A 23,915-nucleotide genomic window follows, 5' to 3' on the forward strand; every position below is an offset into this window, starting at 1 on the left:
TGCAGAAACCGTACGGCAGCGAAAGGGGGACCGACAGCAGGATCGCGTTCCCGCCATCGGCCCCCCACAGCTTCTTCACAGCGTCCGCCCGTTACCGCCGGTAGGGAGGGGGCGCTGCGCTCGGACGTTCTAGCCGTCCGCTCAGACGTCCGCTCGGACGTCCGCTCAGACGTCCGTGCCGATGGCGGCGAACGCGGCCTCGATGAGGTCCAGGCCCTCGTTCAGCAGGTCCTCGCCGATGACGATCGGCGGGAGGAAGCGGAGCACGTTGCCGTAGGTGCCGCAGGTGAGGACGAGCAGGCCCTCCGCGTGGCAGGCCTTGGCGAGCGCGCCGGCCGCCTCCGGGAACGGGGTCTTGGAGACCGGGTCCTTCACGAGCTCGATCGCGATCATGGCGCCGCGGCCGCGGATGTCGCCGATGATGTCGTACTTCTCCTGCATGGCCGTCAGGCGGGCCTTCATGACGGACTCGATCTTCTTCGCCGCGGCGTTGAGGTCGAGCTCCTTCATGGTCTCGATGGAGCCGAGCGCACCGGCGCACGCCACCGGGTTGCCGCCGTAGGTGCCGCCCAGGCCGCCCGCGTGGGCGGCGTCCATGATCTCGGCGCGGCCGGTCACGGCGGCGAGCGGCAGACCGCCCGCGATGCCCTTGGCGGTGGTGATCAGGTCCGGGACGATGCCCTCGTCCTCGCACGCGAACCACTGGCCGGTGCGGCAGAAGCCGGACTGGATCTCGTCGGCGACGAAGACGATGCCGTTCTCGTTGGCGAACTTCACGATCGCGGGCAGGAAGCCCTTGGCCGGCTCGATGAAGCCGCCCTCGCCGAGGACCGGCTCGATGATGATCGCGGCGACGTTCTCGGCGCCGATCTGCTTGGTGATCTGGTCGATCGCCTGGGCGGCGGCCTCGGGGCCGCAGTTCTCGGCGCCGGTGGGCCAGCGGTATCCGTAGGCGACCGGGACGCGGTAGACCTCGGGGGCGAACGGACCGAAGCCCTGCTTGTACGGCATGTTCTTCGCCGTCAGCGCCATCGTCAGGTTGGTGCGGCCGTGGTAGCCGTGGTCGAAGACGACTACGGCCTGGCGCTTGGTGTACGAGCGGGCGATCTTGACGGCGTTCTCGACGGCCTCGGCGCCGGAGTTGAACAGGGCCGACTTCTTCGCGTGGTCGCCGGGGGTCAGCTCGGCGAGGGCCTCGCAGACCTCGACGTAGCCCTCGTACGGGGTGACCATGAAACAGGTGTGGGTGAAGTCGGCGAGCTGCGCGGAGGCGCGGCGCACGACGGCCTCGGCGGAGGCGCCGACCGAGGTCACGGCGATGCCGGAGCCGAAGTCGATCAGGCGGTTGCCGTCGACGTCCTCGATGATGCCGCCGCCCGCGCGGGCCGTGAAGACGGGCAGGACGGAGCCCACGCCGCCGGCCACCGTCTGGAGGCGGCGGGCCTGCAGCTCCTGCGACTTGGGGCCGGGGATCGCGGTGACGATCTTGCGCTCCTGCGGGACAGCGGTCATAGAGGGCTCCTGGGGGGTGTTTTCGGACGCACTTGTGTCTTTGTCCGCAGGCTAGGCCCGGGGGAGGGGGTCCTGCATGCTCCGTTCGGTAGTGATCTCCGCGTGTCCTTGTCCGCGACGGCCATAGGAAGGATGTGCCGCGCATCTTGTGGATCATGGCCAGGTGCGGGTCCAAGGCCCCTGCCGGGCACTAGATTGAGCGCCGCAGCGCAGGGCACGGGCAGGGGGCAGGGGTTCATGGACACCGACGGTGCGTACGAGGGACAGGCGACCCGCGCAGGTCACGTACCGAGACCTGCCGGCGCCCCGACGCACCCTCCGAAGCCCAGCCATGCCCCCGGCAGGGGACCGACTCTCGCCGACTGGCTGCGTACGGCCCGCCCGGCCGCCGAGCCGGGCGTCTGGAGGTACGGTCACACCCCGCGCGCGGCTGTGGAGGCCGCGCAGACCCCGGACCGGGCCCTGGCCAGTGGCGCCGTCATCTCCTTCCTGGCCTGCGTCCTCGTCTGGTCCCTCATGCGCAACACCTACATCCCGTTCTGGGACGCTCCGCTGAACCTCTTCACCCCCGACAGCTGGTACTCCGCGAACGGCGAGCCCGTCATGGGGACGGGCGGGATGCGGGCCAAGCCGATCTACGAGCTGCTCTTCGTCTCGGCACTCCTCTACGGCTTCGGCCGACTCGGGAGCTGGCGGACCGCCTGGAACCGCCTGGTCGTCGCGCGCGGCCCCTGGGTTCAGGCCCTCGCGGTCCTCCCCCTCGCCTACGTCACCCTCCTGCTCGTCGACAACCACCAGCTGCCGATCCGCCAGCTGGTCTTCGCGTTCCTGCCGTACACCTCCGACCCGGCGGCCAACCTCGAGCTCGACAACGCGGCGAAGACCACGATCGACGTGGCCGTACTCCTGGCCTTCGCCTGGCTCGGCGGCGCGCTCCGGTTGGTGCGCCGCCTCCGCCCGGCCCCTTCGACGGCTGGACCGGCCCCGGACCGCACCGGGCCGTCCTCGGCCGAGGAACCGGCTGAGGACCCCGCGCGGTGGCCGGAGTTGCGGGGGGTTGGGTTGGGGGAGGTGGCCGAGAGGCTGGAGGGGGAGGCCGGGGCCGGGCGGATGAACGACGTGGACTACGCGCGGATCCGGCGGGCCTGGGATTCCGTGCGGGTCGACCCCTCCCGGATGCGGGCCTTCGCCGAGGCCGTGCGCGACAAGGGCGCCGGGGCCTGCGTGCACCCGTCCGGCGCGCGGGACCTGCCCGTGCGCGCCGCCCGGCACGATCTGCTGGCCCGGCAGGTGCTGCTCGGCACCGTCGAGGACGGCGCGCGCAACCCGTACGCCCGCCGCGGCACCGGATTCGCCCTCGACCCCGACGTGCTCGGCACCTCGCTCCTCGCCGTCGGCCCCTCCGGCAGCGGCAAGACCCAGCGCCTGGTGCGGCCCGTCGTCGAGTCCCTCATGCTGCAGGCGCTCGCCGGCCAGGCCGCCGTCGTCGCCGTCGGCGCGGCCGGAGCCCCGCTCGGGCCGGACACCGGCTACGACGTCGTGGTCCGCATCGGCGACCCCGCCTCCGTCTACGACCTCGACCTCTACGGCGGCGCCACCGACCCCGACGAGGCCGCCACCCTGCTCGCCGACGCCTTCGTCGGGGACGTCCCCGGGATCGACGTGCGCCGGGCCGCGACCGCCCTGGCCCAGCTCCTCGGCCCGTTCCGGGCGGCGTACGGCCGCTTCCCCGCCGTTCCCGAGCTGCGCGAGCTCCTCGACCAAGCGCCCGCCGCCTTCGACGCCCTGCGCCGCGACCTCGCCGGTCAGCACGCGATGCTGCGCGAGCTCGACGCCCGGACCCGCCAGCACGGGGCCCACAGTGACCCCGGACCGGCCCTCGCCGACCGGGTGGCCCTGCTGGACCGGCCCGCCTTCGCCGGGTTCTTCGACACCACCGGGCAGGGGCAGCCGTTCTCGCTGCGCGCCCTGGAACACCCGCTGCGCGTCCGCGTCGACCTGCCCGAACGCGGGCACGCCGACGCCTCCCGGATCCTGGCCCGGCTGCTGCTCGCCCAGTTCAACGCCGCGGCGGCCGCCCGCACCGACCGCTCCCTCTTCGCCTTCCTCGCCCTCGACGACGCCTCGCAGACCCTGACCGCGGAGACCGTGCGGGGCGTCCAGCGGCTGCGCTCGGCGCACGCCGGCGTACTGCTCACGCTGCGCACGCTGGACGACGTACCCGAGGCGCTGCGGACGCCGCTGCTCGGGGCGGTCGGCTGCCGCGTGGCCTTCTCCGGGGTCACCACCTGGGACGGCAAGCGCTTCGCCGAGGCCTGGGGCACCGAGTGGGTGGAGACCCGCGACGTCACCCACCGCACCGTCTTCGCCGACCAGCCGCTGACCCGCGCCATGCACGCCTTCCGCAAGCTCGTCACCGGCAAGGCGGTCACCACCGACGCGGTGACCGTCCGGCAGGTGGAGCGGGAGCGGTGGTCCGCCTCGGACCTGGCGCACGCCGTGCCGCCCGGGCACGCGGTGCTGTCGCTGACCTCGGTGCGCGGGGAACGGGCGGCTCCGCTGCTGGTCCGACTGGCTGAGGGCGGGGTCGGCCCGGCGGCCTGACCCGCGCCCCGACCCGTACGGGGTGGCAGAATCGAGGGGAGCCGTTCATACGTTAAGGCGAAAAGTGCCCGCGGCTGCTCTGTTCCTCTGCTGCTCTGCTCTTCCCTTCTGCTCCTCCGCTTCCGCTCCGCTCCTCCGCTCCCGCCCCCAGCGCCCCGTGCCCGCCGCCCCCTCCCGCTAAGGCCCCTGGTAACCGATGCCGCTCACCCTCGCCTCACTCGTCCAGCACTCGGCGCTCAAGCTCGGTGTCCGGGCGGGGGAGGGCCGCCTGGACACCCCCGTGCGCTGGGCCCACGTCAGCGAGCTCGCCGACCCCGTCCCGTACATGGAGGGCGGCGAGCTGCTCCTGATCACCGCGATGAAGCTGGACGCGGAGGACCCGGAGGAGATGCGCCGCTACGTACGCCGGCTCGCCGCGGCCGGGGTCGTCGGCATCGGCTTCGCGATCGGCGTGAACTACGAGGACATTCCCGAGGCGCTGGTCGAGGCGGCCCGCACCGAGGACATGCCGCTGCTGGAGGTGCCGCGCCGGACCCCCTTCCTGGCGATCAGCAAGGCCGTCTCCGCGGCCCTCGCCGCGGACCAGTACCGGGCCGTGACCGCCGGTTTCGAGGCACAGCGCGAGCTGACCCGGGCCGCCCTCTCCGCCGACGGGCCCGCCGAACTGCTGGCGAAGCTGGCGGCGCACGTGCACGGCTGGGCGGCGCTGTACGACACCTCGGGCGCCGTCGTCGCGGCCGCCCCCGACTGGGCCGCGCGCCGCGCCGCCCGGCTGACCCCCGACGTGGAGCGGCTGCGCGAGCGGCCGGCGCCCGCCAGTGCGGTGGTCGGCGGCTCCGAGGACCGCGTCGAACTCCAGTCCCTGGGCACGGGCCGGCGGGCGCGCGGCGCGCTCGCCGTCGGCACCGGGGCCCCGCTGGGCACCGCCGAGCGGTACGCCGTCCACTCCGCGGTCGCACTGCTGACCCTCACCACCGAGCGGTCGCGCTCGCTGCACGACGCCGAGTCCCGGCTGGGCGCGGCGGTGCTGCGGATGCTGCTGGCGGGCGAGGCGGAGCACGCGCGGTCGGTGGCCGGGGACCTGTACGGGAACCTGCTGGAGGCACCGTTCCGGCTGATCGTCGCCGAGCCGGCGCTGCCCGGGACGGCGCAGCCGGAGGGCCTGGCCCTGCTCGCCGACGCCGTGGAGTCGGCGGCCGCCCGCACGGGGGAGGCGCTGCTCGTGGTCCCGGAACCGGGGCGGCTGATGGTGCTGGCCTCCGACGCGGGTCCGGCCGTACAGGCGTGCGTGGACCACGCGGAGGCACTGGAGTCCCGGCGCGGCCTGGACGCGGCCGGGCCCGAGCCGGACGAACTGGTGGTCGGCCTGTCCGCCCCGGCCGGTCCGGACGGCGTGGCGGCGGCCCTCAAGCAGGCCGACCAGGCGCTCGCCGTGGCCCGCCGGCGAGGGCGGCCGATGGTGGAGCACGAGGACATGGCGGCGGGCTCGGTCCTGCCGCTGCTGGCCGACGACGCCGTACGGGCCTTCGCGGACGGCACCCTGCGCGCGCTGCGGGAGCACGACGCGACCGGCCGCGGCGACCTGGTGGCCTCGCTGCAGGCGTGGCTCTCGCGCCACGGCCAGTGGGACGCGGCCGCCGCCGACCTCGGCGTGCACCGGCACACCCTGCGGTACCGGATGAAGCGGGTCGAGGAGATCCTCGGCCGCTCCCTGGAGGACCCGGACGTCCGCATGGAGCTCTGGCTCGCCCTCAAGGCCACCTCGGCCCCGTCGTAGCCGGCAGCCCGGCAGCCCGGTAGCCCCGACGCGCCTTCAGGCCGGCCGGGCGGGAGCCGGTCCCGGCGGGGCGACAGTGACAAAGCGGCGAAGCCCGACGACCCGCCGCTCCATCAGGGACAAACGCCGAAACGCCGGCGGAGTCCTACGGTGGAGGGGACAAGCCCACCGCACACATCCGAAGGGCCGGGATTCGCATGACTTCCACCCACGCCTTCTGGCTCGCCGGCCGCCAGGCCACCGGCGAGGACAGCTTCGACGTCCACTCTCCGTGGGACGGCCGGATCGTCGGCACCGTCAGCGTGCCCACCGACGAGCAGGTCGAAGAGGCCGTGGCCGCGGCGTACGCCGTGACGGCGGAATTCTCCGTGACCCCCGCCCACGTACGGGCCGCCGCCCTGGACCACGTGTCCAAGCGGCTCGCCGAGCGCACCGAGGAGATCGCCCAGCTGATCTCCGCCGAGAACGGCAAGCCCATCAAGTGGGCCCGCGGTGAGGTCGGCCGTGCGGTGTCCGTGTTCCGCTTCGCCGCCGAAGAGGCCCGCCGCTTCAACGGCGGAGAGGCCCAGCGCCTCGACACCGACGCCGGCGGCGTCGGCCGGCTCGCGCTGACCCGCCGCTTCGTCAAGGGTCCGGTCCTCGGCATCGCGCCGTTCAACTTCCCGCTGAACCTGTGCGCCCACAAGGTGGCCCCGGCCATCGCCGTCGGCGCGCCGATCATCCTCAAGCCGGCCCCGGCCACCCCGCTCTCCGGGCTGATCCTGGGCGAGCTGCTCGCCGAGACCGACCTCCCGGCCGGTTCCTGGTCGGTCCTGCCGGTCGCGAACGACAAGATGCCCGCCCTGGTCAAGGACGAGCGCCTGCCCGTCATCTCCTTCACCGGCTCCGACACCGTCGGTTACGCCATCCAGCAGTCGGTGCCCCACAAGCACTGCACGCTGGAGCTCGGCGGCAACGCCGCGGCCGTGGTCCTGGACGACTGGTCCTCCGAGGCCGACCTCGACTGGGCCGCGACCCGCATCGCGACCTTCTCGAACTACCAGGCCGGCCAGTCCTGCATCTCCGTGCAGCGCGTGATCGCCGACGCCTCCGTCTACGACAGCCTCGTCGAGAAGGTCGTCGCGAAGGTCCAGGCACAGGTCACGGGCGACCCGTCCGACTCCGCCACCGACGTCGGCCCCCTCGTCTCCGAGGCCGCCGCCCAGCGTGTCGAGTCCTGGGTCGACGAGGCCGTGTCCGCCGGAGCCAAGCTGCTCACCGGTGGCAAGCGCGAGGGTGCCTCGTACGAGCCCACCGTGATCGCGAACGTGCCCGACGGCGTCAAGCTGGCCACCGAGGAGGTCTTCGGCCCGGTCCTGACCCTCCAGCGGGTCGAGAACACCGACGAGGCCTTCGCCGCGGTGAACGACTCGAAGTTCGGTCTGCAGACCGGCGTCTTCACCCGGAACATCCAGACGGCGTTCCGCGCCCACCGCGAGCTCGAGGTCGGCGGCGTGGTCGTCGGCGACGCGCCGTCCTACCGCGCCGACCAGATGCCGTACGGCGGCGTCAAGCAGTCCGGTGTGGGCCGCGAGGGCGTCCGCTACGCGATGGACGACTACACGTACGAGCGGGTCCTGGTCCTCACCGGCCTCGACATCTGATCTCGTACGGCCACAAGGCCGACGGCCGGAGCCCACTGTGCGGGGGCTCCGGCCGTCTTTTTCGTGTCCGGTGTCAGTTCTCCTCGAAGCCGCTGTCCTCGAACTTCAGCTGGACGGCGTTCTCGCGGACGGTGCGCACCTGCTGCTCCGTGAACCCGTCGGCGGTGGTCGCGGTGATCTCGATGCGGACCTCCAGCCGTACGCCGTCGGCGGCTTCGAGGTGCGCGAGCACCTCCTGCTGGATGTTGGCGAAGTCCGCGGCCGGGCGGTTCGGGTTGAGGGTCTTGACGCCCCAGAACCTCCGCGCGGCCTTCCTGGCCGCCGGCATCGGGGGCTGGGGGCCGGCGCCCGCCGGGCGCGGGGTGACGGTGCCCGGCTGCGGGGTGCCCGTCCCGCCGTGGCCGGCGCCCTCCGCCGGGAGGACCGGCTCGGCCGGCGGGGTGGCGACGACCCGGGCACGCTGGGTCACCGCGCGTCCCGGTTGGACGAGGAGCGTGTCGTCGGTGACGAAACCGGGTTCGGGCTCGTCACCGTGGATCCACAGGTTGCGGTACTCGTCGGCGCTCTCGTCGTAGCCGTCGGCGAGGGCGAACGCGTCCTGCTGCCACAGCAGGACGTCGGCGGCGCTCAGCACGGCCTGTTCGAGCACCTGCCGGTTGGGCAGGCGCTTCAGGTACGGGTACTGCGTGTACCAGGACCACAGGTCGCCGAACCGCACGTGCCCCTTGCCCCAGGCGTTGGCCAGGGCGCCGTCGAGGGCCATGCGCACGAGCGTGGCCCCCAGCACGGGGGTGATCCACCCCTTGGCCTTGAGCGCCGCGGTGACGCGCTCGGCCAGCGGCCCGCCGTCCTTGGCGACACGGGTGAAGGAGATGGTCGGCTTCTGGCCGGGCACCTCGGTCGGGACCAGCGCCGCGGTGAAGGCCGCGCGGACGCGGTCGTCGACGGCCGCGTCCAGCTGGCGGGCCCGGGTGACGGACTGCTTGCGCTGCTGGGCGCTGAGTTCGAGCTCCTCGGCCTCGTCGGCGATGGACTGCCAGGCCCGGTACTCGCGCACCACCCCGTCGAGCTCGGGGTAGGTCTCGCGGTCGGCGGCGACCATGACCAGCATGTTGCGCCGCTGCCGCTGCCCGTTGCCGGCCTCCCTCAGGAGGCGCTCGGCGAAGTCCGCGGCGGTGGAGGCGTCCTTGCCCCAGGTGAACCTCGGGTGCAGCACCACGAGCTTGAGGACCTCGGAGTCGGGGATGTCCCCGGTGTCGAGGGGCGCGGCGTGCACGGCGCCGAAGGACGCCTTGGGCGCCTTGGCCATGGCGCCCAGGCGTTCGACGATCGTGGCGTGCACGTCGGCCTCGCCGTAGCCGGCGGCCCGGTCGGCCGCCACCCGGGAGACCGAGGCCGCCAGGTCGTACCAGGAGCGGTCGCCGTCCTCGTAGAAGTACGTGGCCCGCTGGCCCAGCAGGGCGCGGGCGTCACCGATGTGGTTGATGACGTCGCCGGGTACCGCGGTGCCCAGGCGCAGCTGCTGCATGTCGACGCCCTTGTGCGCCGAACGCAGCGTCGGGACGGTCGCGATGAACACCGACCGGGCCACGCGCCGGGTCAGCGCCCGCTGCCCGAACGAGGGACGCTCGCGGTCGATCTGGACCGGGGTGGCCCCCTCGCCGTCGACGTCCTTGTCCACCACCGGCTTCCAGTTGTCGTCGAGGTACTTGGTGATCTCGCTGAAGACCTGGGTGTCGTGGACGGGCACAGCGCCCGGCGTGATGAGCGGTGTGGTGTCGTTGGCCGCCCACAACGCGTTGATGACCACGCTCATCAGACGCAGCACACCGCGGGTGCGCTGGAACTTCGGCAGCGTCGACCAGTCCTCGTAGAGCCGGTCGAACAGCTCGGGATGGATCGGGTACGCCGCGCGGATGCGCTGCTCGTACTCGCCGGTGGTCGTCTCGCGCGGGAAGAACCCGGTGTTCTCCTGGTAGTACTTCACGTACTGCTTGGCCACGGCGGAGATGTCCGCGAGGGCCACGGCATCCGGTTCTTCGAACAGGCGCCGGCGCACGATCTCGAAGGACTCGATGTTGTTCGCCGGGCGCCAGTCGTCGGCGTTGCGGCCGATGGTGTGCTGCAGGGTCTCCAGGGCGACGTGCCCGTTGGGGCCGCCCACCTCCAGCGCCGAGCCGCCTCCGCCGTTGTCCAGGGAGTCGGAGGCGGGGATGGAGACCACGAGCATGACGCCCGGAACGGACTTGGCCATCTCGGTCAGGTGCTGGGCGAAGGTGTGCTGCGTGGCGAAGGATCCGCCGGGCAGGTCGTCGCGCCCCACCAGCTGGCGGGCGTAGGCCACCCACTCGTCGATGAGGATCAGCACGCTCTTGCCGTCGGCGACGACGTCGCGCACGACGGCGTCCAGGGCGTCACCCGGATCGGTGCCGGTGGCATCGGCCATCGCGATGCGGTCGTACGCCGCGCGCCCGCCGAGCTGCCAGGCCAGCTCCCCCCAGATCGTGCGGACCCGGGTGCCGTCGTCCTTGACGATCGGCTGGCTCGGGGAGAGCTTCGTGCCCACCAGGGTGACCCGCCGCACGTCCAGGGACCGCAGCGGGTCGTCCTCGGCCGCGGGCAGGGCGGCGTGCACGACGTCCTGCACGCCCTGGGACAGCGCGCTCGTGGCCAGTCCCTCGGAGAACAGGTGGTACAGGGCCAGCATCGAGTGCGTCTTGCCGCCACCGAACTGGGTCTGCAGGTTCACCACCGGGCTCGCCCCGGCGTCCCCGGAGAGGCGCTTGAGCGCCCGGGTCAGCAGGTCGGACAGACCGCTGGTGAGGTAGGTGCGGGAGAAGAACTCGGCCGGGTCCAGGTACTCGGGCGCCGCCGTGTGGCCATGGGCCACCGCGTACAGGTCGGCGGCGAACTCGGCGGCGGAGAACTGCCCGCGGATCACGTCGGCGTGCGGCCGGATGACCTCGCGCCACGGCTTGATCGCCGTACCGGCCAGCATGCCGGCCACCCTGACCGCCTGCGCCTCGCGCATCAGCCGGTTGCGGGTCTGCTTCTCGAAGACCTCCCGCTGGTGCTCCATGCGCATCTTCGCCACCGCGTCGGCCTCGTCAGCGGCGCCGATCACCGTCAGCAGACGCTCGATCGTGTCCAGCGCACGGTAGGTGTCGTCCGAGGAGAACTTCTGACCGTGGTGCGCCGCGTTCGCGGTCTCCCGCAGCTCGGAGGCGAGTGCGGACTGCGGGCGGGAGAGGTCCTTCTCGAAGACCTTCCAGCGCTCGGTGACGACGCGCAGCAGGAACCGCACGTCCTCCCGCGAGTACGTCTTGGCCGCACCGAACTTGGCCGTGTCCTCGGCCGAGATCAGCTCGATCCAGTCCTTCCCGGCCGGAGCCTGGGCGGACATGCGCGTGTCGACCCACGGACGCATGCCCTCCAGCAGCTGGTCGAAGCTGCGCAGTACCTTCTCGTTGTTCGTCAGCGCCATCAGATCTCCTCCCCAAAGAGCATCTCGGCCACAGCGGCCGGGCGGATCGTGGTCGACGTCGCGGAGACGTCCGCCCACGCGCCGCCGAGCCCGTTGAACAGGCCGGCGGTCGAGGAGTCCTGGGACTCCATCAGTTCGTACAGGCGGGTGGCCAGACGGTTGACCTCGTCCAGGTCCACCCTGCCCTTCACCTCGGACATCAGCCGGGCGGCGTCCTCGCGCCCCTCGGTCGCGTACGCGCGCGCCAGGTGGCAGGTGACCTCCCACAGCGACAGCCGGTCGTCGTGGGCCGGCACCCACCGCGGGTCCAGGTCCTGCGGTTTGACCAGGGCGACCTTCCCGGCGCCGGAGGTGAGGGTTCCGCCGCGGGCGATCCCGTCCACCGACAGGCCCAGCGGTACGGCCAGCGACTCGGCGTCACCGTACGGGCGCGTGTCCCAGCCGTAGGAACGGAACCAGTCCAGGCAGAAACGGGTGTCGGCGTCCAGCTCGGCGTCGTGCTCGTTCTGCAGCGAGTCGAAGGTCTGGTTGATCAGCGCCAGCGCGGTCTTCACCGACATCGTGGAGCCGTCGTCCTCCAGCACCCGGGAGAACCGGGAGAACACGGCCATGCCGGGGCCGAGGATCGTCTGCCGCAGGTCCGCGGGCGCGATGGCGCCCTCGCGGATCCGGGGCAGCGCCTCGTCCAGCTCGGCGTGCAGCGCCGCCAGGAACCCCGTGCGGTCCGTCGCGGGGGCGGTCGTCTCGCGGGGCCGCAGGGCCAGCACGATCGAGGAGGCGAGGGCGTTGGTGCCCACCGAGATCATCCGGCCGCCGCGCTCCGAACGGACGGGCCACGTCGCGGTGATGGTCCAGCCGTTGCGGACCATGCCCTCCAGGAAGGTGGACCACCCGGTGGAGGCGACGCCCTCCTTCTCCAGCTCGGCCTGCTTGAAGGCGTAGAAGACGGTGATGGGGTAGTCGGGCGAGGCAGTCTCCCGGGCGTGCGCGAAGACGTGCTGGAACCCGTTCTCGAAGAACTCCTCCGCGTTCTCCTTGCTCCCGTGCCGGTACGGGTTCGCGACGAGCTCCTCCGCCTTGGGAACGAGCATCGTCTGGAACAGGTCCGGGTGGATGCCGCGCAGGGACCGGCGCAGCCAGACGTAGAAGAAGTCCGACAGGTCGGAGTACCCGATGTTGTCGTAGTAGGGAGGGTCCGTCGACACGAGGAGGCCCGTGTAGTCACGGCCGGCCGCGTCCGCCTGGGTGACCGTGCCGTGCGTGGACGCGGGAAGCATGTCCAGGGCCCGGGACACCCAGGTCGCGCTCCACTCGATGTCACACGGTCCCTTGCAGAACGTGTTCCCCTCGGCGAAGTCCCAGAGCATGGGCAGTGCGTGCCGGGAGAACGTGTCGGAGACGCTCTCCTTCGAGGGCGCGGAGTTCCAGCGGCACAGCGACGAGTTGGTGGAGGACAGGCGGCTCACCGCCTGGCCGAGGTACGTGGCGACCGCGTCCGCGTACGCCTCGGCCCCCGTACCGCCCTGCGCCAGCCGCTCTCCTGCGGGCAGACCCGCGGCGAGGGCGTCGGCGAGCACCTGCTCGCGGGCCTCGCCGATGAGGTCGGTGAAGGTCATCAGCGTGGTGAGCTGACGGTCGGTGAACAGGTCGGAGAACTCGGTCAGGCCGTACTGGGGCGGCGAGAACCAGCGCGGGTTCGTCGCGATGGACCCCATGGGCGCGTCGTCCGGCCGCGGGACCTCGGCCGCCCGTGCGTGCTCCTCGTCCGGGGCCAGGTAGATGCGGCGGCGGTTGCCCTCCGCGACCACGGCGAGCAGCTGTACGCCGATCCGGCCGGCGGCTCCCTCGGACCGGATGGCCGTCAGCTCGACGAATCCCTCGCAGGCGACGCAGGTGGCGCCCCTGCTGCTCGTCATGGTCCCGTCGTGCGTCTTCGTGGGGGCCTGCTTCGGGTCGTGACCGATACCGAACGCCACCCGCCGCCCGCCGGGCGCCGACGCGTCGTCCACCACCGTCGGGACGACGTACGCCTCCTTGCCCTTCTTCTTGCCCAGCCACCAGGAACGCACCAGCGGCATGCGGATGCCGCACGCCGGGTTCGGGCAGGCCACCGTACGGGCCCAGATCCACGCGATGACGGTGGCCTCGGCGGTCTTCCCCGTGGGCTCGCCGTCGCGTCCCGCAACCGGCACCCGAGCGGTGGGGTACAGGTGCCCCAGGCGCTCCTGGGCCCGGTCCCGCATCCACGCGCCGTAGCGGCGTACGTCCTCCCCCAGGCCCGTGGCGCGGGGCCAGGGGCCCATGCGGCTCTCCTCCACGCCCGGGAAGACGGGGGGCCGTCCCGCGAACTTCGGCGGGGTTTCGATCAGGGTCTTGTTGATCAGCACCGGCACCGGGTTGAGGTCGCTGGCGTGCGCCGCCAGGCCCAGGCGCTGCGCCTCCAACGGGATCGTCCCGCCGCCCGCGAAGGGGTCCAGGACGGCCGGCGGGTTCCCTCCGGTGCTCTTGAGGATCTCCTCGTGGGCTTCCCGGTACAGGCCCTCGTCGCTGATGTTCTCCCAGACCACCAGCCGTCGGATGATGCCGTGCAGGCGCTCGCGCTCCCTCTTCTGCTCCTCCTCGGTGGGGAACAGCTCGGGATGCGAGGAGGGGTCGTCGACGAGCTGGGCGAACAGCACCGCCCGTGCGGCCGCCAGGGGACGGCGGGCCCACCACAGGTGCAGCGTGGACGGGTGTCCGTGGCGGATCGACTTCTCTCGGGCCGACTCGGCGTTGATGTCCTCCAGCGGGAGGGAGACCTCGATGAGCTTGCGTCGGGGGACAGAACCTGACGGCGTTCCGGGCTGCACTGCGGTGTTCACCTACTCAATTTAGTTTCCGAGGCGCTCGAACCGTGCCTCGGGTGGCCTTCGAGCGGAGGGAAGGGGGCTGCTGTGCGTCAGAGGGGCTCCACACCGCGTTCCCATTCGGCCTTCCACTTGCGGCGCAGGTCGTCGACGTACTTGTCGAGGACGAGGTCGGCGAAGGGGTCGAGCACGTAGCGGACCTGGTCGTTGGATCCGTCGGGGGTGTCGGGGTCGACGGCGACCAGCGCGAGCCGGTAGCGGGGCTCGGCGTTCTTGGCGCAGCCGACCTCGCTGGTGGTGACCGTGAAGGTGTCGGCGCCCAGCACCCGGCCCTTCACCTCGATGAAGAGCAGGTGGCCGTCGGGCATGAGGGACCGGATGTCGAAGCCCTTGTTGGAGTGCGGCATCTCCTCGGGCACCCGGCCGAGCCGGCGCTCGGCGGCCAGTACGGCGTCGACGGCCCGGCGCTCGGTGACGGCGGTGTCCGAGGCGAAGCCGTCGGGAGCCGGAGGTGCGCCGGCGGGGCCGGGGAGGACCGAGGCGGGCAGGACGAGCGCGGCGCTGACGATCTGCGGCAGGTGCACGTTGACCTGGGCCTCGAGGTCGAGGTCGGCTTCGCGGCGCTCGAGCCGGGCCTCCAGCGACAGGGCGCGCTCGCGGGCGGTGGCCGGCGAGACGCGGATCCTCCTGCCGGCCGCCTGCGCCTCCGCGAGCTTGATCGACTCGCCGTCCCAGTAGTTCATCTGGGCCATCAGCCGCCGGCGCACGAGCTTGCGCGTGCGCTCGACGGCCGGGATGACGCGGGCGACGACGTCCGCGCGGTGCTCGGGCAGACCGTGCTCGACCGCCCAGTCCCGGGCGATCTTCTCCACCCCTTCGGCGAGCCACGCCGAGGACAGCTCGGCGGCGACGGCCCGGGCCGGCGCGGTGTGCTGCCCGGGGTCCGGGCCCGTGGGCAGGGACAGGTCGAGGTACGGGGCGGGGCCGGCCGGCTGCGCGGTTCCGTCCGGCTGTACGCAGACGTACGCGAACCTCCTGCCGATCGCGGTGCCGTGCCCGTCCGAGAGCTCTTCCAGCAGGGTGAACACGAGCCGGGCAGTGGTGGCGGTCCGGTCCAGGAAGGTGGTCCCGCGGGTCAGGGTGTCGCCGTACCGGGCCAGGACCTCGTTGACGAGCGCGTCCATCAGCGGATGACCGGGGGCTATGAGCTCGGCGTCCGGGCGGCCGGCCAGCACCACGGCCGACGGATCGAAGGTGACGCGCGCGTAGCGCGGGCTGACCGTACGCCCGCCTTCGCGCAGGACGGCGGGTACTCGGGTCAGCTCGAACCGGTCCTTCTCCCGCCGGGAGGCATGCCCGCCCAGGGCGCGCAGGGACTCCATGACGAAGGCCTGCACGAAGTGCGGCTGCATGCGCCGGGCCCGGGCCTCGTCCATCCGCCGCCGCAGCCCGGCCAGCTCCTCCAGCCCGATCTCGGGGGTGGCCAGGGCGCGTTCCCTGATCAGTTCCCGGAGGCCGTCGGAGACGGACTTGTCGATGACCTGGTCCAGGTGGGCCCGGACCTCGGGCCGCTCGCCGTAGCGGACGGCCCGCATGAGCAGGTCGCGCAGGGGCTCGTCCGCGAAGGCGTTCTCTCCCAGGACGTCGAAGACCTTGCCGCCGTAGGCGCGCCGCTGCTGCTCGATCTTGGTCAGCAGCCGCTGGAAGACCTGGCCCTCCCTGGTCCCGGCGGCCACGAGGTTCCACAGCCGGCAGACCTCCCGCTGGCCGATGCGGTGGATGCGTCCGAAGCGCTGCTCGATCCGGTTGGGGTTCCAGGGGAGGTCGTAGTTGACCATCAGGTGGGCGGCCTGGAGGTTCAGGCCCTCGCCGGCGGCATCGGTGGCGATCAGGACGTGGCAGTGCGGGTCGTGGGTGAACTCGGTGCGGATCTCCCGGCGCGCCTGCCGCGCGGTCCCGCCGTGGATCGTGCGCACGGCGTCGTCGTCGCCGAGCAGGGTGGTGATGCGGCCCGCGAGGTAGTCGAGGGTGTCGCGGTGCTCGGTGAAGACGATGAGCTTGAGCGGGGCCCGCCCGGCCCCGTTCAGACCGTCCTCACGCGCCTTCAGCACGAGGGAGCGCAGCTCCTGCCACTTGCGGTCCTCGCCCGAGGACCGCACCCGCAGGGCGATCTCCTCCAGGCGGGCCAGGACCGCGAGCTCGGCGTCCAGCTCGGCCGCGGTGCGCGCGGCGGTGGCGGAGTCCAGGACCTCGTTCTCCAGCTGCTCCAGCTCGGCGGAGCCCAGCTCGTCGGGGTCGAAGTCGTCCGGGTCGAACGACAGTGCCCCGGGCGGGGGAACGAACGGGCCCGCCAGGGTCTGCTCGCGGTGGGTGCGCAGGCGGGCGATGCGGCGTCGGATCGACTGGTGGATCGCCTCGGGACTGGACGCCAGGCGCCGCTGCAGGACGGTGAGCGCGAAGCCGACCGTACGCCGCCTGCCGTCGGCCTGCTCGGCCCTGTTCATCTCCGTCCGCACGTACGCGGTGACCTCTTCGTACAGGAGCATCTCCTGCGGGGAGAGGGTGTACGCGACGGTCTGCGCCACCCGCTCGGGGAAGAGCGGCTTGCCCTCGAAGGTGAGGAGGTCCTCCTTGACCATCCGGCGCATCAGTCCGGTGGTGTCGGTGGAGTGCACGCCCTGGCGGTACTGGCCGTCGTAGCGGTCGGGGTCCAGCAGGGCGAGGAAGGTCTGGAAGTCGGCCTCCGATCCGGAGTGCGGGGTCGCCGTCATGAGCAGGAAGTGCCGGGTGATCCCGCCGAGCAGCCGGCCCAGTTCGTAGCGGCGGGTGCGCTTGAGTTCGCCGCCGAACCAGGAGGCGCTCATGCGGTGGGCCTCGTCCACGACGATGAGGTCCCACTCCGACCCGGCGAGCAGCGCCTGCCACTCGTCGTTGCGGGCCAGCTGGTCCATGCGCGCGATCAGCATCGGGTGGTGACGGAACGGGTCGCCGTCGCCGTCGGCCTCGGCGAGGTCGCGGCTCAGGACGGTCATCTCGATCCCGAACTTCTCCGCCAGTTCGGTCTGCCACTGCTCGACCAGGCCGCCGGGCGCGACGATCAGGCAGCGCTGCACGTCCCCGCGGAGCAGCAGTTCCTTGAGGTACAGGCCGGCCATGATCGTCTTTCCGGCTCCGGGGTCGTCCGCGAGCAGGAAGCGCAGGGAGCCGGGCCGGCTCAGCATGGAGCCGTAGACGGCACGGATCTGGTGGGGCAGGGGGTCGATGTCGCTGCTCTCCACCGCCGGCATGGGTTCCGACAGGCCCGCGTGCCGCATCCGCAGCGCCTCGGCGGCCAGCCGGAACCGGGCGGGGTCGGCGTCGAACGACCACCGCGATCGCGGTGCCTCCGGCCGGAGCGAGGCGGTGACCGTACCCGACGACAGCCCGGTCGGGCGGATGTCGGGCTGGACATCATCGGCGCGCATGGAGCCCTTCTCTTCGGCCGGGCGCCGAGCTGCCCCGGCGCTTTCATCGTATCGAGGAGGAGGTGATCGTCCGCCCTGTTCGATCATGAAAGTCGCCGGTCGGCCGCTCGCCCCGTCCGGGGAGGTTCGGACAGATGAGTGAAGATGCCGGCGCGGGCGTCGCCGTGTCCGCGGAGATCGGCGTGAAATCGCAGGTCAGGGGGGTGGTCGGGACGCCGGTGTGCGGGGGCTCCGGCCGTTCCCCTTTTCCATCCCGCCGACATTGGGTACGACTCACAGGTAGCACCGGCTGGTAATCCGATGAACCCCGACTCCGGCGGCGAGGTGAGTCCCCTCATGTCCGCAACACAGCCCGCACAGCCAGCACAGCCCGTACAGCCCGGCGGCACGCAGCCCAAGGTGACCGAGCGCGAGGCGCGGCAGGTCGCGGAAGCGGCCCGGGAACAGGACTGGCGCAAACCCAGTTTCGCCAAGGAACTCTTCCTCGGACGGTTCCGGCTCGACCTGATCCATCCCCACCCGCTGCCCGCCGACGAGGACGTCCGGCGCGGCGAGGCCTTCCTCGCCCGGCTGCGGGCCTTCTGCGAGACCGAGATCGACGGGGCCCGCATCGAGCGCGAGGCGAGGATCCCCGACGAGACCGTGCGCGGGCTCAAGGAGCTCGGCGCCCTCGGCATGAAGATCGACCCCAAGTACGGGGGGCTCGGTCTCACCCAGGTCTACTACAACAAGGCGCTCGCCCTCGTCGGCTCGGTCAGCCCGGCCATCGGCGCCCTGCTCTCCGCCCACCAGTCGATCGGCGTACCGCAGCCGCTGAAGATGTTCGGCACGCAGGAGCAGAAGGACGCCTACCTGCCGCGCTGCGCCACCACCGCCATCAGCGCCTTCCTGCTCACCGAGCCGGACGTCGGCTCCGACCCGGCGCGGCTGGCCACCACCGCGGTCCCGGACGGGGAGGACGCGTACGTCCTCGACGGGGTGAAGCTGTGGACCACGAACGGGGTCGTCGCGGACCTCCTCGTCGTGATGGCCCGCGTCCCGAAGTCGGAGAACCACCGCGGCGGGATCACCGCCTTCGTGGTGGAGGCCGACTCCCCGGGCATCACCGTCGAGCACCGCAACGCCTTCATGGGCCTGCGAGGCCTGGAGAACGGCGTCACCCGCTTCCACGGCGTACGGGTACCGGCCGCCCAGCGCATCGGCGCCGAGGGCGCCGGCCTCAAGATCGCCCTGACCACCCTCAACACCGGCCGGCTGTCCCTGCCCGCCATGTGCGTCGGCGCCGGCAAGTGGTGCCTGAAGATCGCCCGCGAATGGTCCGGGGTGCGCGAGCAGTGGGGCCGGCCCGTCGCGAAGCACGAGGCGGTCGGCGCCAAGATCTCCTTCATCGCCGCCACCACCTTCGCCCTCGAAGCGGTCGTGGACCTCGCCTCCCAGATGGCCGACGAGGACCGCAACGACATCCGCATCGAAGCCGCCCTCGCCAAGCTCTACGGTTCCGAGATGGCCTGCCTGATGGCCGACGAACTGGTCCAGATCCGCGGCGGGCGCGGCTTCGAGACCGCCGAGTCGCTGGCCGCCCGCGGCGAGCGCGCCGTCCCCGCCGAGCAGATGCTCCGCGACCTGCGCATCAACCGGATCTTCGAGGGCTCGACGGAGATCATGCACCTGCTGATCGCCCGCGAGGCCGTCGACGCCCACCTCTCGGTGGCCGGCGACCTCATCGACCCCGACAAGGCACTCGGCGACAAGGCGAAGGCGGGCGCCCGCGCCGCCGGGTTCTACGCCCGCTGGCTGCCCAAGCTCGCCACCGGCCCCGGCCAGGTCCCCGGCACCTACCGGGCCTTCCACCCCGGCGGCCACCCCGACCTCGCCACCCACCTGCGCTACGTGGAACGCAGCGCCCGCAAACTCGCCCGGTCCACCTTCTACGCCATGTCCCGCTGGCAGGGCCGCATGGAGACCAAGCAGGGCTTCCTCGGCCGGATCGTCGACATCGGCGCCGAGCTCTTCGCGATGAGCGCGGCCTGCGTCCGCGCCGAGCACCTGCGCGCCACCGGCGAGCACGGCCGCGAGGCGTACCAGCTGGCCGACGCCTTCTGCGAGCAGTCCCGGCTGCGCGTAGAAGAACTCTTCGGCCGGCTCTGGGCCAACACCGACGACCTCGACCGCAAGGTGGTCGCGGGAGTCCTGTCCGGCACCTACGCCTGGCTGGAGGAGGGCGTCCTCGACCCCTCCGGCGACGGCCCCTGGATCGCGGACGCCGCACCCGGACCGTCGACTCAGAAAAACGTGCACCGCCCCATCCGCTGACCTGCGATCATCGCCGGACGTCGGACAGACGTACGAGGATGAGTACGAGTACTGGTACGCGTACGAGCACAGCACGAGGCGGACGAACGATGCCGACGGCCGAGGAAGACCGCACCAGCCGACGGCTGGCCTGGTGCGTGGCGCACCTGCTGCGCCACGCACCGGACCACGTCGTCACCGACATGATCGGCCGGCTCGACGAGCCCGCCCTCAAGTACCTGTGCCGGGACGAATGGCTGGCGGCCTCGACCGTCACCCTGCTGCTGCGCCACGGCCGCGCGACCGACCGGACCTACATCGCCCGCAACCCCCGCGTCGTCGGCCGGCCGCTGCCCGGCCTGCCCGGACCCGCCCGCTACGCCCGCCGCCGGACCCCACCGGAACTCCTGCCGGTGCTCCGCGCCGAGCTCGGCCGGGACCCCGGCGAGGAGCCGCTCACCGCGGCCGAACTGATCGGCCTGCTGCGCCGGCACGGCCGGCGCGGGCCCGGGGTCCCGCTGGACATCCTGGCGCTCCGCCACCGGCCCGACCCGGAACTCCTGCTCGCCGAACACCGCCGCCGGCCGCTGCCCGCCGGCTCCGTCGAGGCCCTGCTGCTCGTCGGGGACCTGCCGCTGGAGACCGTGCACGGGCTGCTCGCCACCGGGGCGGCGGACGAGCGCTCCTGGCACCGGCCCGCCGTACGCGCCGTGCGGATGGGCCGCGTCACGCACGAGGAACTCGTCGCCCACGTCGCCCCCGCACGCCACACCCTGCTCCTCGGCCACCTCCCCGCCCTGCGCTCCCTGCGCTGGACCCTGCCCGAACAGGCCGGCATGCAGACGGCCGTGATGCGGGCCCTGCGCCCGCTGGGGGACGACCCGCGCCTGTGGGCGGAGCTGCTCCGGCACGCCCCCGGCCATCCGGGTCCGCTGCCCGAGCTCGTGGCCGCCGTGACCGACCGGGCCCTGCCCGAGCCGGCCGACGCGCGGGAGCCGGACCCCGAACTCACCCGGGCGGTGCGCCACCTGGCCCCGGCGGCCGCCGAGCCGCCCGGCGAGGTGGAGCGCGAGCTGGCCCTGGCGAGCCTCGCCGTCCCGATGGACAGCGTCCAGGAGGACATCCGCTGGGTGCGCGACTGCCTCGACCGCGGCCTGCTCACCGGCATCGACGTGATCCGGCACAAGCTGCCGGCCTGCTGGGCCCTCGACGAGGACCACTGGCTCGGCGACGTGGACCACCCCGACCGCCACGACCACCCCGAGGCCGTCCTCGCCGCCCACGCCGAGGCCGACCGGCTGTTCGCCGCGGCCCTCGGCGAGGACCCGGACGCCTGGTGGCGCGTGGCCCGCACCCTCCCGGACTTCGCCGGAACCCTCCCGCACCTGCTGCTCCGCGTCACGGAAGGGGGCTCCGTGTCCGGCCGCTCCTGACTTCCGGCAACAATGGGGGGCATGAGCGACCGCCCAGCCCCCCTCGCCGATCCGCACCTCCTCTTCGACCCCGCGGCCGGCCTCCGGGACATCGTCATCCTCGGGTCGACCGGATCCATCGGCACGCAGGCCATCGACCTCGCCCTGCGCAACCCGGACCGGTTCCGGGTCACCGCACTGTCCGCCGCCGGCGGACGGGTCGGGCTGCTGGCCGAGCAGGCCCGGCTGCTGCGGGTCAAGACGGTGGCCGTCGCCCGCGAGGACGTCGTACCGGCCCTGAAAGAGGCGCTGAGCGCCCAGTACGGTCCGTCCGAGCCGCTGCCCGAGATCCTGGCCGGACCGGACGCCGCGACCGAGCTCGCCGCCTCCGAGTGCCACACCGTCCTCAACGGCGTCACCGGTTCCATCGGCCTCGCGCCGACCCTCGCCGCCCTGCGCGCGGGCCGCACCCTGGCCCTGGCCAACAAGGAGTCGCTGATCGTCGGCGGCCCGCTGGTCAAGGCCCTCGCGAAGCCCGGCCAGATCATCCCGGTGGACTCCGAGCACGCGGCGCTCTTCCAGGCGCTCGCCGCCGGCACCCGGGCCGACGTGCGCAAGCTCGTGGTCACCGCCTCCGGCGGGCCCTTCCGCGGCCGCACCCGCGCCGAGCTGGCCTCGGTCACCGTCAAGGACGCCCTCGCGCACCCCACCTGGGCCATGGGCCCGGTGATCACCATCAACTCGGCGACCCTGGTCAACAAGGGGCTGGAGGTCATCGAGGCGCACCTGCTCTACGACATCCCCTTCGACCGCATCGAGGTCGTGGTCCATCCGCAGTCCTACGTGCACTCGATGGTGGAGTTCACGGACGGCTCCACGCTCGCCCAGGCGACCCCGCCGGACATGCACGGCCCCATCGCGATCGGCCTCGGCTGGCCCCAGCGGATCCCGGACGCGGCCCCGGCCTTCGACTGGACCAAGGCCTCCACCTGGGAGTTCTTCCCCCTGGACACCGAGGCCTTCCCCGCCGTGGGCCTGGCCCGGCACGTGGGCACCCTCGGCGGCACCGCCCCGGCCGTGTTCAACGCGGCCAACGAGGAGTGCGTGGAGGCGTTCCTGGCCGGTCGGCTGCCGTTCACAGCAATCATGGATACCGTCTCTGCCGTGGTCGATGAGCACGGGACACCGGAGTCGGGAACTTCCCTGACCGTCCAGGACGTCCTTGAAGCTGAGGCCTGGGCCAGGGCCCGGGCGCGGGAGATGGCGGCGCGGGCCGCCGTGGAGGCGCGCGCATGACACTACTGATGACGGTGCTCGGGGTCGTGGTCTTCGCGGTCGGCCTGCTGGTCTCCATCGCGTGGCACGAGCTGGGGCACCTGTCCACGGCCAAGCTCTTCGGCATCCGCGTGCCGCAGTACATGGTGGGCTTCGGCCCGACCATCTGGTCGCGGCGCAAGGGCGAGACCGAGTACGGGATCAAGGCCATCCCCATGGGCGGCTACATCCGCATGATCGGGATGTTCCCGCCCGGCGAGGACGGCAGGGTCACCGCCCGCTCCACCTCGCCGTTCCGGTCGATGATCGAGGACGCGCGCTCGGCCGCGTACGAGGAGCTCCAGCCCGGGGACGAGAGCCGGCTCTTCTACACGCGCAAGCCGTGGAAGCGCGTGATCGTGATGTTCGCCGGCCCCTTCATGAACCTGATCCTCGCCGTGGCGATCTTCCTCACCACGCTGATGGCCTTCGGGCTGAACACCCAGACCACCTCGGTCGCCACCGTCTCGGACTGCGTCATCCAGCAGAGCGAGAAGCGCGACAAGTGCGCCCCGGGAGACCCGGCCGCCCCCGCCAAGGCCGCGGGCCTGAAGGCCGGCGACAAGATCGTCGCCTTCGACGGCCGCGCGGTCCGGGACTGGTCCGCCCTGCAGAAGGACATCCGCGCCACCGTCGGCCCCGCCACGATCACGGTGGAGCGGGCCGGGGAGCGCGTGGACCTCACGGCGAACCTGATCGAGAACAAGGTCGCCAAGACCGACGGCAGCGGCCGGTACGTCAAGGACGAGTACGTCACCGCCGGCTTCCTCGGCTTCGCCCCCGCCTCCGGCTACGTCCCGCAGTCCTTCGGCCAGTCCGTCGACCGCATGGGCGAGATGATGGAGGCCGGCGTGCAGTCGCTGGTCCAGCTGCCGTCCAAGGTCCCGGACCTGTGGAACGCGGCCTTCAACGGGGCCGAGCGCAAGCAGGACAGTCCGATGGGCGTCGTCGGCGCGGCGCGGGTCAGCGGTGAGATCTTCACCCTCGACATCCCCGCCCAGCACCAGCTGGTGTTCTTCCTCAACCTGCTGGCCGGCTTCAACCTCTCGCTGTTCCTCTTCAACATGCTGCCCCTGCTCCCGCTCGACGGCGGGCACATCGCCGGCGCCCTGTGGGAGTCGGTGCGGCGGAACGTCGCTCGGGTCTTCCGGCGCCCCGACCCCGGCCCCTTCGACGTGGCGAAGCTGATGCCCGTCGCGTACGTGGTCGCCGGTCTGTTCATCTGCTTCACCCTGCTGGTGATGGTCGCGGACGTGGTGAACCCCATCAAGATCACCTAGTCGGCGCGGGGCCCTACCCCGCATCCACGGGAGCCGGGCACACATCGTGCCCGGCTCCCTACGTTCGGGTGGCGCACCCCCCTCGGATGCACGGAGCGCCCCGGGGTTGGCGTAATCTCGAAGCCTGGAGCCCGCCGAATTCGGGACCTTGATCCACACCTTGGGGTTGCACCGCAGATGACTGCCATCTCTCTCGGAATGCCGGCCGTGCCGACGAAGCTTGCCGACCGCAGGGTCAGCCGCAAGATCCAGGTCGGCAAGGTCGCCGTCGGTGGCGACGCACAGAT

The 23,915-nt window shown here is 72.4% G+C and carries 11 protein-coding genes; 7 read left to right on the forward strand and 4 right to left on the reverse strand.

Annotation, left to right across the window (positions count from 1 at the left end; genetic code table 11):
* Window positions 1-165: 165 nt before the first annotated feature.
* Entirely contained in the window at window positions 166-1,512 is a 1,347-nt protein-coding gene (gabT, locus tag AB0D29_RS29960) for a 4-aminobutyrate--2-oxoglutarate transaminase (RefSeq protein WP_362858494.1), read from the reverse strand.
* 237 nt (window positions 1,513-1,749) lie between these two features.
* Here gabT and AB0D29_RS29965 point away from each other — a divergent pair, with 237 nt between their 5' ends.
* The 3 genes from AB0D29_RS29965 to AB0D29_RS29975 all read left to right on the forward strand — a co-directional run bounded on the left by AB0D29_RS29965 (window position 1,750) and on the right by AB0D29_RS29975 (window position 7,536).
* A complete protein-coding gene (locus AB0D29_RS29965; RefSeq protein WP_362858495.1) occupies window positions 1,750-4,116 on the forward strand; it encodes an ATP/GTP-binding protein in 2,367 nt (788 codons plus the stop codon).
* Window positions 4,117-4,312: 196 nt separating this feature from the next.
* The gene (locus AB0D29_RS29970) at window positions 4,313-5,893 is read left to right on the forward strand and encodes a PucR family transcriptional regulator (RefSeq protein WP_362858497.1); all 1,581 of its coding nucleotides are present in this window, start codon (window positions 4,313-4,315) and stop codon (window positions 5,891-5,893) included.
* Window positions 5,894-6,090: 197 nt separating this feature from the next.
* Window positions 6,091-7,536 carry an aldehyde dehydrogenase family protein gene (locus tag AB0D29_RS29975; RefSeq protein WP_362858498.1) on the forward strand — a complete coding sequence of 482 codons (1,446 nt, stop codon included), beginning with the start codon at window positions 6,091-6,093 and terminating at the stop codon, window positions 7,534-7,536.
* Window positions 7,537-7,609: 73 nt separating this feature from the next.
* Here AB0D29_RS29975 and AB0D29_RS29980 read toward each other — a convergent pair whose 3' ends face one another.
* The 3 genes from AB0D29_RS29980 to AB0D29_RS29990 form a co-directional block, all read right to left on the reverse strand.
* Window positions 7,610-11,020, reverse strand: coding sequence for a Swt1 family HEPN domain-containing protein (locus AB0D29_RS29980; protein WP_362858499.1), 3,411 nt, complete (start codon window positions 11,018-11,020; stop codon window positions 7,610-7,612).
* Window positions 11,020-13,881, reverse strand: coding sequence for a DUF1156 domain-containing protein (locus tag AB0D29_RS29985; protein WP_362858501.1), 2,862 nt, complete (start codon window positions 13,879-13,881; stop codon window positions 11,020-11,022). The genes AB0D29_RS29980 and AB0D29_RS29985 overlap by 1 nt, the downstream gene beginning before the upstream one ends.
* Window positions 13,882-13,958: 77 nt before the next feature.
* Window positions 13,959-17,330, reverse strand: coding sequence for a helicase-related protein (locus AB0D29_RS29990; RefSeq protein WP_362858502.1), 3,372 nt, complete (start codon window positions 17,328-17,330; stop codon window positions 13,959-13,961).
* A gap of 336 nt (window positions 17,331-17,666) precedes the next feature.
* On the opposite strand from AB0D29_RS29990, the gene AB0D29_RS29995 reads away from it, so the two are divergent.
* The 4 genes from AB0D29_RS29995 to AB0D29_RS30010 all read left to right on the forward strand — a co-directional run bounded on the left by AB0D29_RS29995 (window position 17,667) and on the right by AB0D29_RS30010 (window position 23,628).
* Window positions 17,667-19,643, forward strand: coding sequence for an acyl-CoA dehydrogenase family protein (locus tag AB0D29_RS29995; protein ID WP_362858503.1), 1,977 nt, complete (start codon window positions 17,667-17,669; stop codon window positions 19,641-19,643).
* Between the two features lie 89 nt (window positions 19,644-19,732).
* A complete protein-coding gene (locus AB0D29_RS30000; protein WP_362858504.1) occupies window positions 19,733-21,055 on the forward strand; it encodes a hypothetical protein in 1,323 nt (440 codons plus the stop codon).
* A gap of 21 nt (window positions 21,056-21,076) precedes the next feature.
* Window positions 21,077-22,330, forward strand: a complete 1,254-nt coding sequence (gene dxr / locus AB0D29_RS30005; RefSeq protein WP_362858506.1) for a 1-deoxy-D-xylulose-5-phosphate reductoisomerase — start codon at window positions 21,077-21,079, stop codon at window positions 22,328-22,330.
* On the forward strand, window positions 22,327-23,628 hold the full coding sequence (locus AB0D29_RS30010; RefSeq protein ID WP_362858507.1) for a site-2 protease family protein: 1,302 nt from the start codon (window positions 22,327-22,329) through the stop codon (window positions 23,626-23,628). Before dxr ends, AB0D29_RS30010 begins: the two co-directional genes overlap by 4 nt.
* The last annotated feature ends 287 nt before the right edge of the window (window positions 23,629-23,915 follow it).

It is taken from the genome of Streptomyces sp. NPDC048424 (genome assembly GCF_040651555.1).
Classification (GTDB): Bacteria; Actinomycetota; Actinomycetes; order Streptomycetales; family Streptomycetaceae; genus Streptomyces.